12 protein-coding genes are annotated in these 13,477 nt (G+C 58.7%); 9 read left to right on the forward strand and 3 right to left on the reverse strand.

Annotated elements, in window-relative coordinates; all coding sequences use genetic code 11:
• Positions 1 to 277: 277 nt before the first annotated feature.
• The 3 genes from ACM6IN_RS15360 to ACM6IN_RS15370 are packed head-to-tail and all read left to right on the forward strand — an operon-like array spanning position 278 to position 4,125.
• Positions 278 to 1,024 carry a gluconate 2-dehydrogenase subunit 3 family protein gene (locus ACM6IN_RS15360; RefSeq protein WP_007911712.1) on the forward strand — a complete coding sequence of 249 codons (747 nt, stop codon included), beginning with the start codon at positions 278 to 280 and terminating at the stop codon, positions 1,022 to 1,024.
• 2 nt (positions 1,025 to 1,026) lie between these two features.
• Positions 1,027 to 2,811, forward strand: a complete 1,785-nt coding sequence (locus ACM6IN_RS15365; protein ID WP_414916307.1) for a GMC family oxidoreductase — start codon at positions 1,027 to 1,029, stop codon at positions 2,809 to 2,811.
• Positions 2,812 to 2,823: 12 nt separating this feature from the next.
• On the forward strand, positions 2,824 to 4,125 hold the full coding sequence (locus tag ACM6IN_RS15370) for a c-type cytochrome (protein ID WP_414916308.1): 1,302 nt from the start codon (positions 2,824 to 2,826) through the stop codon (positions 4,123 to 4,125).
• A 59-nt stretch (positions 4,126 to 4,184) separates the two neighbouring features.
• Here ACM6IN_RS15370 and ACM6IN_RS15375 read toward each other — a convergent pair whose 3' ends face one another.
• Both ACM6IN_RS15375 and ACM6IN_RS15380 read right to left on the reverse strand, forming a co-directional pair.
• Positions 4,185 to 4,460 carry a hypothetical protein gene (locus ACM6IN_RS15375; RefSeq protein ID WP_007911717.1) on the reverse strand — a complete coding sequence of 92 codons (276 nt, stop codon included), beginning with the start codon at positions 4,458 to 4,460 and terminating at the stop codon, positions 4,185 to 4,187.
• 206 nt (positions 4,461 to 4,666) lie between these two features.
• A complete protein-coding gene (locus ACM6IN_RS15380) occupies positions 4,667 to 4,969 on the reverse strand; it encodes a hypothetical protein (protein WP_007911718.1) in 303 nt (100 codons plus the stop codon).
• 222 nt (positions 4,970 to 5,191) lie between these two features.
• Here ACM6IN_RS15380 and ACM6IN_RS15385 point away from each other — a divergent pair, with 222 nt between their 5' ends.
• The 3 genes from ACM6IN_RS15385 (at position 5,192) to ACM6IN_RS15395 (ending at position 8,834) form a co-directional block, all read left to right on the forward strand.
• Complete coding sequence (locus ACM6IN_RS15385) at positions 5,192 to 6,250, forward strand: PA0069 family radical SAM protein (RefSeq protein WP_414916309.1); 1,059 nt, start codon at positions 5,192 to 5,194, stop codon at positions 6,248 to 6,250.
• A 238-nt stretch (positions 6,251 to 6,488) separates the two neighbouring features.
• Positions 6,489 to 7,217 (forward strand): carbonic anhydrase, encoded by a 729-nt coding sequence (locus ACM6IN_RS15390; protein ID WP_007911720.1) that lies wholly within the window; start codon positions 6,489 to 6,491, stop codon positions 7,215 to 7,217.
• A 90-nt stretch (positions 7,218 to 7,307) separates the two neighbouring features.
• Positions 7,308 to 8,834, forward strand: coding sequence for a SulP family inorganic anion transporter (locus ACM6IN_RS15395; protein ID WP_414916310.1), 1,527 nt, complete (start codon positions 7,308 to 7,310; stop codon positions 8,832 to 8,834).
• 136 nt (positions 8,835 to 8,970) lie between these two features.
• Here ACM6IN_RS15395 and ACM6IN_RS15400 read toward each other — a convergent pair whose 3' ends face one another.
• Positions 8,971 to 9,621, reverse strand: a complete 651-nt coding sequence (locus ACM6IN_RS15400; protein ID WP_007911722.1) for a hypothetical protein — start codon at positions 9,619 to 9,621, stop codon at positions 8,971 to 8,973.
• Positions 9,622 to 9,990: 369 nt separating this feature from the next.
• On the opposite strand from ACM6IN_RS15400, the gene coxB reads away from it, so the two are divergent.
• The 3 genes from coxB (at position 9,991) to ACM6IN_RS15415 (ending at position 13,455) form a co-directional block, all read left to right on the forward strand.
• Positions 9,991 to 11,118, forward strand: coding sequence for a cytochrome c oxidase subunit II (coxB, locus tag ACM6IN_RS15405; RefSeq protein WP_007911723.1), 1,128 nt, complete (start codon positions 9,991 to 9,993; stop codon positions 11,116 to 11,118).
• 82 nt (positions 11,119 to 11,200) lie between these two features.
• A complete protein-coding gene (gene ctaD, locus ACM6IN_RS15410; RefSeq protein ID WP_007911725.1) occupies positions 11,201 to 12,787 on the forward strand; it encodes a cytochrome c oxidase subunit I in 1,587 nt (528 codons plus the stop codon).
• Between the two features lie 116 nt (positions 12,788 to 12,903).
• Positions 12,904 to 13,455: a cytochrome c oxidase assembly protein gene (locus tag ACM6IN_RS15415; RefSeq protein ID WP_007911727.1), complete on the forward strand. Its 552-nt coding sequence runs from the start codon at positions 12,904 to 12,906 to the stop codon at positions 13,453 to 13,455.
• The last annotated feature ends 22 nt before the right edge of the window (positions 13,456 to 13,477 follow it).

Here is a 13,477-nt window from a genome sequence, read left to right on the forward strand (position 1 = left end):
GGTGATAGGAACCGCAGCTTCGGCGTTGCGCGGTCAAAGCCCTGTGAGGCGCTTGTCAAAGAATTGTGAATGGACACTGTTTCATTCATCGCCACTCAGAAAACCGGTGTTTTTTCCGATGAATCGGTTCATCGAGAAGCTTAGCCTGCTACCATTTGTCACATGATGTTGCAGGCGCGTCCCCTTTTCCTGGGTCAGACCGCTGTTGTCGCGACGAAAAATCCTCAAGCCGCTCGCAGAAGCGGCTGTCCCTTAATGCCTGATGAGGTGCACCACCATGTCTGATGAAAATCGAGACAACCCGCGGCGTGAGTTTTTGCGCAAATCCCTGACCCTGATCCCGGTGGTCACCCTGGCCGGCACCGGTCTGGGCAGTAGCGTGCTGCAAGCGGCGCCCGAAGCCGCACCCACTGCACCCGCGCCGCAACCGGTCCGCGCTGATGCCGGGGTTTATCAGCCGAGCTACTTCACCGCCGAAGAATGGGCATTCATCAATGCCGCCGTCGCGCAATTGATCCCCAACGATGCCCAAGGCCCGGGTGCGCTGGAAGCCGGTGTGCCGGAATACATCGACCGCCAGATGAACACGCCGTACGCCGCCGGCGCCCTTTGGTACATGCAAGGCCCGTTCAATGCCGACGCCGCGCCGGAAATGGGTTGGCAGAGCAAACTGGTGCCCAAAGAGATCTATCGCCTCGGCATCGCCGCCACGGATCAGTGGGCAAAATCCCTCAACGGTAAAGTATTTGCTGAGCAAGACAGCGCTACCCGAGACGATTTGCTCAAGCAACTCGAAGCCGGCAAGCCGCAATTCGACGCGGTTCCAGCGAAGATTTTCTTCAACCTGCTGCTGCAAAACACCAAGGAAGGGTTCTTCTGCGATCCGATCCACGGCGGCAACAAAGGCATGGTCGGCTGGACCATGATCGGCTTCCCCGGCGCCCGCGCCGATTTCATGGATTGGGTGGAACGCAACGAGCAATACCCCTTCCCGGCAGTTTCGATTCGCGGCGAGAGGGCGTAAGCATGGCAACGGTAATGAAGAAGGTTGACGCAGTCATCGTTGGTTTTGGCTGGACCGGCGCGATCATGGCCAAGGAGCTGACCGAAGCGGGTCTCAACGTGCTGGCGCTGGAGCGCGGGCCGATGCAGGACACCTACCCCGACGGCAACTATCCCCAGGTGATCGACGAACTCACCTACAGCGTGCGCAAAAAACTCTTTCAGGACATCTCCAAAGAGACGGTCACTATTCGCCACAGCGTTAACGACATCGCCCTGCCGAACCGCCAGTTGGGCGCGTTTCTGCCCGGCAATGGTGTTGGCGGCGCCGGTCTGCACTGGTCGGGCGTGCACTTTCGCGTCGACCCGATCGAATTGCGCATGCGCAGCCATTACGAAGAGCGCTACGGCAAAAGCTTTATCCCCAAGGACATGACTATCCAGGACTTCGGCGTCAGCTATGAAGAACTGGAGCCGTTCTTCGATTTCGCCGAAAAAGTCTTCGGCACCTCGGGCCAGGCCTGGACCGTGAAGGGCCAACTGGTCGGTCAAGGCAAGGGCGGCAACCCGTACGCACCGGATCGCTCCAACCCGTTTCCGCTGGAGGCGCAGAAGAACACGGTATCCGCACAGCTGTTCGGTAAAGCGGCGACAGAAGTCGGTTACAAACCCTACAACCTGCCGTCCGCGAACACCTCCGGGCCGTACACCAATCCTTACGGTGCGCAGATGGGCCCGTGCAACTTCTGCGGTTTTTGCAGCGGTTATGTCTGCTACATGTACTCCAAGGCTTCGCCAAACGTGAACATTCTGCCGGCGCTGAAACCTTTGCCGAATTTCGAGTTGCGACCTAACTCGCACGTGCTGCGGGTCAACCTCGACAGCACGAAATCCAAAGCCACCGGCGTGACCTACATCGACGGCCAGGGTCGCGAAATCGAGCAACCGGCGGATCTGGTGATTCTCGGCGCGTTCCAGTTGCACAACGTGCGTCTGATGCTGCTCTCCGGCATCGGCAAGCCGTACGACCCGATCAGCGGCGAAGGCGTGGTCGGGCGTAACTTCGCCTACCAGAACATGGCGACCATCAAGGCGTTCTTCGACAAGGACATCCACACTAACAACTTCATTGGCGCCGGCGGCAACGGCGTGGCGCTGGACGACTTCAACGCCGACAACTTTGACCACGGCCCGCACGGCTTTGTCGGCGGCTCGCCGATGTGGGTCAACCAGGCCGGCAGCCGGCCGATTGCCGGCACCTCGAACCCGCCGGGCACCCCGGCCTGGGGCAGTGACTGGAAACGCGCGACCGCTGATTACTACACCCACCAGGTGTCGATGGACGCCCACGGCGCGCATCAGTCTTATCGGGGCAACTACCTTGATCTCGATCCGGTGTACCGCGATGCCTACGGCTTGCCGCTGCTGCGGATGACCTTCGACTGGCAGGAAAACGACATCAAGATGAACCGCTTCATGGTCGAGAAAATGGGCAAGGTCGCCGAAGCGATGGGGCCGAAAGCCATTGCCGTGATCGGCAAGAAAGTCGGCGATCACTTCAACACCGCCTCTTACCAGACCACCCACCTCAACGGCGGCGCGATCATGGGCACCGATCCGAAGAAGAGCGCACTGAACCGCTACCTGCAGAGTTGGGACGTGCATAACGTCTTCGTTCCGGGTGCCTCGGCGTTCCCGCAAGGCCTGGGTTACAACCCGACCGGCCTGGTTGCCGCACTGACCTACTGGTCGGCGAAGGCAATCCGCGAGCAGTACCTGAAAAACCCCGGCCCGCTGGTTCAGGCTTAAGGAGCGATGACCATGAAAAATCTCGTTATCGCGACCCTGGCGCTGCTCGGCAGTGCCTCCACTCATGCGGCCGACGTTGATCAAAGCTTGATCAAACAGGGCGAATACCTCGCCCGCGCCGGTGACTGCGTGGCCTGCCACACCGCTAAGGGTGGCAAACCGTTCGCCGGTGGCCTGCCAATGGAAACCCCGATCGGCACGATTTACTCGACCAACATCACCCCGGACAAGACCGGCGTCGGAGAATACAGCTTCGAAGACTTCGATCAGGCCGTGCGCCATGGCGTCGCCAAAAACGGCAGTACGTTGTACCCGGCGATGCCGTATCCGTCCTACGCCCGTGTCAGCGAAACCGACATGCAAGCGCTGTACGCCTACTTCATGCACGGCGTAGAACCGGTGGCGCAAGAGAACAAGGCCAGTGATATTCCATGGCCGTTGAGCATGCGCTGGCCGCTGATGGGCTGGCGCTGGATGTTTGCGCCGAAGGTCGAGGACTACAAAACGACAAGTGCCGACCCGGTGATCGACCGCGGTGCCTATCTGGTCGAAGGCCTTGGCCATTGCGGCGCTTGCCATACGCCGCGCGCCCTGACCATGCAGGAAAAATCCCTGAGCGCTGCCGATGGCAGCAACTTCCTCGCCGGCAGTGCGCCGCTGGAAGGCTGGATCGCCAAGAGCCTGCGCGGCGATCACAAGGATGGCCTCGGCAGCTGGAGCGAGGAGCAACTGGTGCAGTTCCTCAAGACCGGTCGCAGCGATCGCAGCGCCGTGTTCGGCGGCATGAGTGATGTGGTCACCCACAGCATGCAATACATGACCGACGCGGATCTGACCGCAATTGGCCGCTACCTCAAGTCGTTGCCGGCCAGTGATCCGAACGATCAGCCGCATCAGTACGACGAGAAAGCGGCGAAAGCCCTATGGAATGGCGATGACAGTCAGCGCGGTGCTTCGGTATACATCGACAACTGCGCCGCGTGCCACCGCACCGATGGCCACGGCTACACCCGGGTGTTCCCGGCGCTGGCGGGTAATCCGGTGCTGCAATCGGAAGACCCGACTTCGTTGATCCACATCGTGCTCAAGGGCGGCACGTTGCCGGCGACGCACACGGCACCGTCGACCTTCACCATGCCGGGCTTCGCCTGGCGCCTGTCGGATCAGGAAGTGGCGGATGTGGTGAGCTTCATCCGTGGCAGTTGGGGTAATAAAGGTGCGCCGGTTGACGCTGAGGATGTGGCCAATCTGCGCAAGAACGATATGCAGACGACTTCCGGGGATGATTTGGGGCAAGTCACCACGCATAACTGACGGATGTGATTGATACGCCGCTGGCACGGTTCGACTTTTCGTGTGGTGTCAGCGGCCAATCAACGCTTGGACTGAAAGCCTTTGAACTGCACGAATGCATCGGCCAACTGCAGATAAAGCTTCTCGTCGTATTTGTCGGTGTCGCCATCGCCGTCAGTATCGATGGCGTCTTCGGAGATCAAGTCATAACGGCCATTGGCCTGCGACGACGAAGCAAAAAGCGAATAGTCGTAATCCATCATTTCGGTCGCGTCTTCACTGTAGTGGTAAAACGCGATTTCCGGACTTCCATCTCGATCCATATCCGCAATTTCCAGCAGTATTCTGATAGCCATGGATGAAACCCTTCAGATTGATTGCGTGTTTGAGATTAGGCTTGGCGAGAATTCCGGTCTACTGTCAGAGTTGACAGGGTGTATGCCCAGCCAGCCCTTGACTGATCACCTTCCATTCACAGTGTCTTCTTCTAAAACAATAAAGCCCTGCATGAATTTTCATGCAGGACTTTATTGTTATTTGTTTGCGACTCTTGCACTTTCAATTACGGATTAACGATACTTACATAAGCCTTGGCCAATGCAATCAACTTCGCCTTGTCGTCGTTATCAATATCGCCATCACCGTCTACATCTTTCTTGTTGTTACGAATAGTGAATGTCTTGCCACGGTCGCTGGACACCGCCACCACGTAGATCGAATCGACCAGCCCCTCGGTGGGCAGCTCTTCCTCGGCATTCCAGCCCAACTCCTTACGGGCCAGTTGCATGGAAACAATAGTATTTGGCTCCGAAGCATTCGGCAGCATCAACTGCAAGAACACACCACGTTGATTGAGATAAGACACGAATTAAATCCTTTTTAATTTAGTTATCGACCAAGTGCCGATAGAAGTAACCAAGACTATATTCGATAACTTGTCGCGACAACGGGGCATATGTATCTCGGATTGTACTTTGCACTTATATATAAACTTTTCCAGTCAGCAAGTTTCCCATCGCTGAACGGTACTGGATCACAGTGGCCCCGCTCATGTACTGTATGCATATACAGATCAGGAGCCTGCCCAATGATCAATCCTCTACCGCCTCGCGGTCGCGGCACCGCCAGCAACCCGCACAACCGCTTCGCGCCGAACCGATCGGTGGCCGAGGATGACGGCTGGTACCAGGAAGTGCCGCTGACTCAAGGCACCGAGGTGATGATCGAAACCGCAAAGACCATCATCACCCGCAACACATCTCCCGATCTGCCCTTCGACCGCTCGATCAATCCTTATCGCGGCTGCGAGCATGGCTGCATCTATTGCTACGCACGGCCCAGCCATGCCTATTGGGATATGTCGCCCGGGCTGGATTTCGAAACCAGGCTGATCGCCAAGACCAACGCCGCCCAGGTGCTGGAGGAACAGCTCGGAAAGAAAGGCTATCAATGCGCGCCGATCAACCTGGGCTCCAATACCGATCCGTATCAGCCGATCGAGCGCGAACACAAAATCACCCGCCAGACCCTCGAAGTGCTGCTGCGTTATAAGCACCCAGTGACCATCGTCACCAAAGGCTCGCTGATTCTTCGCGATCTAGATCTGCTGACCGAGTTGGCCGAACAACGGCTGGTCGCGGTGATGATCAGCCTGACCACACTCGATGATGAGCTCAAACGCATCCTCGAACCGCGCGCCGCGGCACCCAAAGCGCGCTTGCGCGCCATTCGGGTCATGCGCGAGGCCGGCATTCCGGTCGGCGTGCTGTGTTCGCCGATGATTCCGATGATCAACGACAGTGAAATCGAAAACCTGCTCAACGAGGCCCACGCAGCCGGTGCGCAAAGCGCGGCATACATGATGCTGCGCCTGCCGCTGGAGGTGGCGCCGTTGTTCGAGGAATGGCTGGCGGCGCACTATCCGCAACGCGCCGCACACGTGCTGAGCCTGATCCGCCAGAGCCGTGGCGGTGAGCTCTACGACAGCCGTTTCGGCGCACGCATGCGCGGCGAAGGGGTGTTCGCCGACCTGCTCGCGCAACGATTTGCCAAAGCCATCAAGCGTCTTGGCATGAATCATCGCGAAGGCTATAACCTCGATTGCACGGCCTTCTGTCCGCCGGGTCGCCAGATGTCGTTGATTTAGCGACAATTGGCCTATGGTTGAGGGGTTGGAATCCTTCCGCCGAAATCACCCAGTCACGTTTTTTGTGACCTGGAACACACGTTCTAGAGCGTTTGATTCAGTTTGAGTTAAGTTTCGGCGGCTACCTTGTTCATCGAGTGACTGACGGGTCGGGATGACCCGGATGTTTTAAACAGCCACTGGCTTCATACCGGAATACATGGGAATGACTCCCCTAATCCGCCAAAGAGGATGAATCATGAGTGACAAGGATAAACAGCCTTTGGCTGCGTCGGCGCAAACCCCTGAAGCGGAATCCGCCGATGCAGCGCTGCGACAGATCGTAGACGGCTTTTTGCATTTTCATCATGAGGTCTTCCCACAGCAGGAAGAGCTCTTCAAGAAACTTGCCACGGCCCAAGCGCCCAAGGCGATGTTCATTACCTGCGCCGACTCGCGCATCGTCCCTGAGCTGATTACCCACAGCTCGCCCGGCGATCTGTTCGTGACCCGTAACGTCGGCAATGTTGTGCCGCCGTACGGGCAGATGAACGGCGGCGTTTCCACCGCAATCGAATACGCGGTATTGGCGCTCGGCGTGCAGCACATCATCATCTGCGGCCACTCCGATTGCGGCGCCATGCGTGCAGTGCTCAATCCGGACAGCCTGGAAAAGATGCCGACGGTCAAAGCCTGGCTGCGCCACGCTGAAGTCGCGAAAACCATGGTGCATGAGAACTGTAACTGCGCCGACGAAAAAGAAAGCATGCCGATCCTCACCGAGGAAAACGTCATCGCCCAACTGCAGCACTTGCGTACCCATCCTTCGGTAGCTTCGCGCATGGCGAACGGTCATTTGTTCATCCATGGCTGGGTCTACGACATCGAAACCAGCGAAATCAAAGCTTACGACGCGGATCAGGGCCGTTTCCTGCCGCTCGACGGCAGCCATCCGATTCCGGTGGCGACGCCCAAAGCGCGCTTCTAAATCCTCCTAAACATCTGTGTGGTTTGACGCCGGTCGCTGATTCAGCGACCCGGCCTCGCCATGCCTGAAGAAAACTTCGGGAGAATCGCCATGCGTGCGGCTCAATTGAAAGCGGTGTTTCCACGGGAGCTGCTCGCTTCAGTGGTTGTGTTTCTGGTCGCCCTGCCGCTGTGCATGGGTATTGCTATTGCCTCCGGGCTGCCACCGGCCAAGGGTTTGATCACCGGGATCATCGGCGGTCTGGTGGTCGGTTGGCTGGCGGGCTCGCCGTTGCAAGTCAGCGGGCCGGCGGCGGGGCTGGCGGTGTTGGTGTTTGAACTGGTGCGCCAGCACGGCATTGAGATGCTCGGGCCGATTCTGTTGCTTGCCGGTTTTCTGCAACTGGTCGCCGGCCGCTTGAAGCTCGGCTGCTGGTTTCGGGTTACGGCGCCAGCGGTGGTGTACGGGATGCTGGCGGGGATTGGCGTGTTGATCGTGCTGTCACAGGTGCATGTGATGCTCGATGCGTCACCGAAGCCCTCGGGGCTGGATAACCTCACGGCGTTCCCGGCAGCAGTGGCACAAGCGCTGCCGTCGTTTGGCTGGCAGGCGGGTTTGCTCGGACTGTCGACGATTGCAGTGATGTGGTTGTGGGAGAAGTTTCGCCCGCATTCGCTGCGCTTCGTTCCGGGCGCATTGCTCGGTGTCGGTCTGGCAACCGGGGCAAGTCTGTTGCTCGCTTTGCAGGTCAAACGCGTCGAGGTGCCGGCGAATCTGGCGGAGGCCATTGATTGGCTCAAGCCTGCGGACCTGCTTAGCCTGGCCGACCCTACGCTGTTGATCGCCGCGTTCGCCGTGGCATTCATTGCCAGCGCCGAGACGCTGCTCTCCGCTGCTGCGGTGGATCGCATGCACAGCGGCGTGCGATCGGACTTCGACCGTGAACTGTCGGCGCAAGGGGTCGGCAACATGCTCTGCGGTCTGCTCGGTGCGCTGCCGATGACCGGGGTAATCGTGCGCAGTTCGGCCAACGTCCAGGCCGGTGCGACCACGCGTTACTCGACGATCTTCCATGGCCTGTGGCTGCTGGCGTTCGTGTTGTTGCTGTCGAGCGTACTGCAAAGCATTCCGGTGGCGAGTCTGGCGGGGGTGCTGGTTTACACCGGGTTCAAACTGGTCGATCTCAAAGCGTTTCGAGGTCTGGGCCGTTATGGACGGATGCCGATGTTCACCTATGCGGCGACGGCGCTGGCGATCATCTTCACTGACCTGCTGACCGGGGTGTTGATCGGTTTCGGTCTGACGCTGTTGAAACTCGCGTTCAAAGCGTCGCGGTTGAAGATCAGCCTGATCGATCTGCCACAGGATGGTGAGATGGAGTTGCGTCTGGTCGGCGCGGCGACATTCCTCAAGGTGCCGGCGCTGACGCAAGTGCTGGGCAGTATTCCGCAGGGGACGACGGTGCATGTGCCGCTCAATAACCTGAGCTACATCGACCATTCGTGTCTGGAGTTGCTGGAAGAGTGGGGCCGGGCGAATGCGGCGAAGGGCTCGAAGCTGTTGATTGAGTCGCGTGGGTTGAAGCGCAGGCTTGAGGGACGGATTCGAACTACTACCGGTATCGGCGCCGCCGGCTAAATCTTCCCGCCTGAACAAAAACCCTGTGGGAGCTGGCTTGCCAGCGAAGACGGAGTGTCAGTCACAGACAATGCTGACTGATCCACCGCTATCGCTGGCAAGCCAGCTCCCACAGGTATTTGGGTGTCGCTCAGGATTACGCGGCAGGCTGGTCCAGTTCCAGGCCCACACCCAGTCGGCGGCTCATGCACGGCCAGCGTTTCCACGCGGCGCCGGTGTCCGGGCTGCTGAGTTTTTCGCGGTAGGCTTCTACCGATTCCAGCGCAAAACTTTCGTCGTTGAGCATCTCGTCGATCGCGTGATGCACCGCTTCGTCCAGTTGGTTGGCAAATTCCTCACCGATCAATTGGTGAGCAATCAAGTTGGCGACCGTCATGTCCAAGGGGATCAGTGGCTGGCCGAAATGCTTGATGTACAGGTCGTTGACCTCTTCGACAAAACGGTGCGCCAGATAGGCTTCATCCAGCAGGCTATCCAGGCCAACGTGCCCGGCCATGATGGCTGGCGGCTGGAGGAAATACTGCTCGGCGATTTTCAGCACCGGTTTGATCTGCGATTCGATTCCCGCTTCCCTGGCGACTTCATTGGCTGCATCCAGCAGGTCTGGCACTTCATCAATGTAGGCGGCGACAAAACGCGTCAGCACACCGTTGGCGTCGGCTTCCGGCAATTGGATCGCCGGGTGTAAATGAGGCAGCTTGCTCTCCAACTGACGGGTCAGCAGGCCGGTGTCTTTTTCGTGTTGTTGGGCTTTTTGGATCTGCTCGCGCAATGCGGCGGTGTTCATGAAAACTCCAGGAAACAAGGCAATGAAATAGGGAAGACATAAGTTAGCTGGCTTACGAAAAATGCTAAGACGCATTTGTCATAATTATTTCATCCTTGATGCGCCTGCGTTATATCGGTTTGCCACCACTCGTCTGCATCCTTCTCCATTCGTGCCCTTGAACGCAAGTACCGGCTGTTTCAGTTGATTTACGTGTGCACATTGCAATTTCCCGTCGCTGTCTATACTCGCCAGTGAATGGAGTTAGCTGATGACGCCCGACTGCACCCGCAGCAAGGCCCGGCGATTCAAGTTCGTAGTCTGATGCAGCCGCTCCCTTGCCGCAGGCGAAAGCCGGCGGGATAACAAGAACGATAAGGGGAACCCGCAATGATGCGACATCCACACGTCTGGATGGGCCTCCTGTTGTGGTCGATTTTCAGTCCCGCGCATGCCGCATGGACTGTGAATATGGCGCCTGGAGCGACTGAAATCAGTCACGCAGTATTCGACCTGCACATGACCATATTCTGGATCTGTGTGGTGATCGGGATCATCGTCTTCGGCGCCATGTTCTGGTCGATGATGGTGCACCGCCGTTCTACCGGGCAGGTCGCCGCAAAATTCCACGAAAGCACCACCGTCGAAATTCTCTGGACCGTCGTACCGTTCCTGATTCTGGTAGCGATGGCCGTGCCGGCGACCGCCACCCTGATCAAGATGTACGACACCAGTGAGCCGGATATCGATATCCAGATCACCGGTTATCAGTGGAAGTGGCACTACAAATACCTGGGTCAGGACGTCGAGTTCTTCAGCAATCTGGCCACCCCCGCCGAGCAGATCCACAACAAGGAAACCAAGGGCGAGCACTACTTGCTCGAGGTCGACAAGCCATTGGTGCTGCCGACCGGCGCCAAAGTGCGCTTCCTTGTGACTTCTGCCGACGTTATTCACTCCTGGTGGGTACCGGCCTTTGCGGTGAAACGCGATGCGATTCCGGGGTTCGTCAACGAGGCGTGGACGCGCATCGACAAGCCCGGCATTTACCGTGGCCAGTGCGCCGAACTGTGCGGCAAGGATCACGGCTTCATGCCGATCGTGGTCGAGGTCAAGGACAAGGCCGACTACGACAAGTGGCTCGCCGAGCGCAAAGCCGAAGCCGCGCAGCTTAAAGAGCTGACCAGCAAGGAATGGACCCTCGACGAACTCAAGGAACGTGGCGACAAGGTCTACCACACCACCTGCGTTGCCTGTCACCAGGCCGAAGGCCAGGGCCTGCCACCGATGTTCCCGGCGCTCAAAGGCTCGAAAATCGCCACCGGCCCGATCAAGGATCACCTGAGTATTGTCTTCCACGGCAAGCCCGGTACCGCCATGGCGGCGTTCGGCAAGCAGCTGTCGGAAGTCGATATCGCAGCGGTCGTGACCTACGAACGTAACGCCTGGGGCAACAACAAAGGCGACATGGTCACGCCAAAAGAAGTGCTGGAGCTGAAACAGGCGGAAAGCAAATGAGCCGGTCTATCGCGTACCTCGTGAACCGGCCGGGGCAACGCGCCCCGGCCCGCCCCGTCCACTCACGTAAAGGAGACCGGCCATGAGCGCTGTCATTGATGACCATGGTCATGCCGACCACGCCCACGGCCCCGCCAAAGGCCTGATGCGCTGGGTGCTGACCACCAACCACAAGGACATCGGCACGCTGTACCTGTGGTTTGCGTTCTCCATGTTCCTGCTCGGCGGCACGTTCGCGATGGTGATTCGCGCCGAACTGTTCCAGCCCGGATTGCAGATCGTCGAACCGGCGTTCTTCAACCAGATGACCACCATGCACGGTCTGGTGATGGTCTTCGGTGCGGTGATGCCGGCCTTCGTCGGCCTCGCCAACTGGATGATCCCGTTGATGATCGGCGCGCCGGACATGGCCCTGCCACGGATGAACAACTTCAGCTTCTGGCTGCTGCCGGCGGCGTTCCTGATCCTGGTGTCGACCCTGTTCACCCCCGGTGGCGGGCCGAACTTTGGCTGGACGTTCTACGCGCCGCTGTCGACGACCTACGCGCCGGAAAGCGTGACGTTCTTCATCTTCGCCATCCACTTGATGGGGATCAGTTCGATCATGGGCGCGATCAACGTGGTCGCGACCATCCTCAACCTGCGCGCCCCCGGCATGACCCTGATGAAAATGCCGCTGTTCGTCTGGACCTGGCTGATCACCGCGTTCCTGCTGATCGCGGTAATGCCGGTGCTGGCCGGGTGCGTGACGATGATGCTGATGGACATCCACTTCGGCACCAGTTTTTTCAGTGCTGCCGGTGGCGGTGACCCGGTGCTGTTCCAGCATGTGTTCTGGTTCTTCGGCCATCCCGAGGTGTACATCATGATCCTGCCGGCCTTCGGCGCAGTCAGCTCGATCATCCCGACCTTCTCGCGCAAGCCGCTGTTCGGCTATACCTCGATGGTCTACGCCACGGCGAGCATTGCGTTCCTGTCGTTCATTGTCTGGGCGCACCACATGTTCGTGGTCGGCATTCCGCTGGTGGGCGAGCTGTTCTTCATGTACGCGACGCTGTTGATCGCGGTGCCAACCGGGGTGAAGGTGTTCAACTGGGCCAGCACCATGTGGCAAGGCTCGCTGACCTTCGAGACGCCGATGCTGTTTGCCGTGGCGTTCGTGATCCTGTTCTCCATCGGCGGTTTCTCCGGACTGATGCTGGCCATCGCTCCGGCGGACTTCCAGTATCAGGACACCTACTTTGTGGTCGCGCACTTCCACTATGTGCTGGTGCCGGGGGCGATCTTCGGGATCTTCGCCTCGACCTACTACTGGCTGCCAAAATGGACCGGCCACATGTATGACGAAACCCTCGGCAAGCTGCATTTCTGGCTGTCGTTTGTCGGCATGAACCTGACCTTCTTCCCGATGCACTTCGTCGGTCTTGCGGGAATGCCGCGACGGATTCCGGACTACAACCTGCAGTTCGCCGACTTCAACATGGTCTCGTCGATTGGCGCGTTCATGTTCGGCGCGACGCAGATCTTCTTCCTGTTCATCGTGATCAAGACCATTCGCGGCGGTCCGCCAGCACCGGCCAAGCCTTGGGATGGTGCGGAAGGTCTGGAGTGGAGCGTGCCGTCACCGGCGCCTTATCACACCTTCACCACACCGCCGGAAGTGAAATGAAACGCCTGACTTTTGTAGGAGTGAGCCTGCTCGCGATGGCGGTGTGTCAGGCACACCGCGGTGGACCCATCGCGAGCAGGCTCACTCCTACAGGGTTTGGTGGGGAGGCATGAACCATGGCTGACTCGATCTCGCTGAAAAAACTCGTCACCCGTCTGCTCGGGGTGGTGGTGGCGATGTTTGTCTTCGGCTTTGCCCTGGTGCCGATCTACGACGTGATGTGCAAAGCCTTCGGCATCAATGGCAAGACCGGTGGGCAGTACGAGGGTGAGCAGGTGGTCGACACTTCCCGCCAGGTGCGCGTGCAATTCCTGTCGACCAACAACGTCGACATGCCGTGGGACTTTTATCCCAAGCATGACGAACTCACTGCCAACCCCGGCGCGGTCAACGAGATGATCTTCATCGCGCGCAATCCCACCGACAAACCGATGAGTGCGCAAGCCGTGCCGAGCATCGCGCCGAGCAACGCGGCGGCGTATTTCCACAAGACCGAATGCTTTTGTTTTACCCAGCAGGTGCTGCAACCCGGTCAGCAGATCGAGATGCCGGTGCGCTTCATTGTTGACCGCGACATGCCCAAGGATGTGAAGCACCTGACGCTGTCCTACACGCTGTTCGATATCACCGCCCGACATCCACCGGTGGCTGTAAACACTGGCGGTTGAGCGTGCCCGATAAGGAGAACAA

The sequence above is a fragment of the Pseudomonas sp. IT-P395 genome, from assembly GCF_949767675.1.
In the GTDB taxonomy this organism is placed as follows: Bacteria; Pseudomonadota; Gammaproteobacteria; order Pseudomonadales; family Pseudomonadaceae; genus Aquipseudomonas.

Bases quoted from the DNA above. Each gene is read 5' to 3' on its own strand.
- ctaD (WP_007911725.1), top strand. From the start codon at position 11,201: ATGAGCGCTGTCATTGATGACCATGGTCATGCCGACCACGCCCACGGC.
- ACM6IN_RS15415 (WP_007911727.1), top strand. From the start codon at position 12,904: ATGGCTGACTCGATCTCGCTGAAAAAACTCGTCACCCGTCTGCTCGGG.
- ACM6IN_RS15400 (WP_007911722.1), bottom strand. From the start codon at position 9,621: ATGAACACCGCCGCATTGCGCGAGCAGATCCAAAAAGCCCAACAACAC.
- ACM6IN_RS15390 (WP_007911720.1), top strand. From the start codon at position 6,489: ATGAGTGACAAGGATAAACAGCCTTTGGCTGCGTCGGCGCAAACCCCT.
- coxB (WP_007911723.1), top strand. From the start codon at position 9,991: ATGATGCGACATCCACACGTCTGGATGGGCCTCCTGTTGTGGTCGATT.
- ACM6IN_RS15370 (WP_414916308.1), top strand. From the start codon at position 2,824: ATGAAAAATCTCGTTATCGCGACCCTGGCGCTGCTCGGCAGTGCCTCC.
- ACM6IN_RS15365 (WP_414916307.1), top strand. From the start codon at position 1,027: ATGGCAACGGTAATGAAGAAGGTTGACGCAGTCATCGTTGGTTTTGGC.
- ACM6IN_RS15385 (WP_414916309.1), top strand. From the start codon at position 5,192: ATGATCAATCCTCTACCGCCTCGCGGTCGCGGCACCGCCAGCAACCCG.
- ACM6IN_RS15360 (WP_007911712.1), top strand. From the start codon at position 278: ATGTCTGATGAAAATCGAGACAACCCGCGGCGTGAGTTTTTGCGCAAA.
- ACM6IN_RS15375 (WP_007911717.1), bottom strand. From the start codon at position 4,460: ATGGCTATCAGAATACTGCTGGAAATTGCGGATATGGATCGAGATGGA.
- ACM6IN_RS15395 (WP_414916310.1), top strand. From the start codon at position 7,308: ATGCGTGCGGCTCAATTGAAAGCGGTGTTTCCACGGGAGCTGCTCGCT.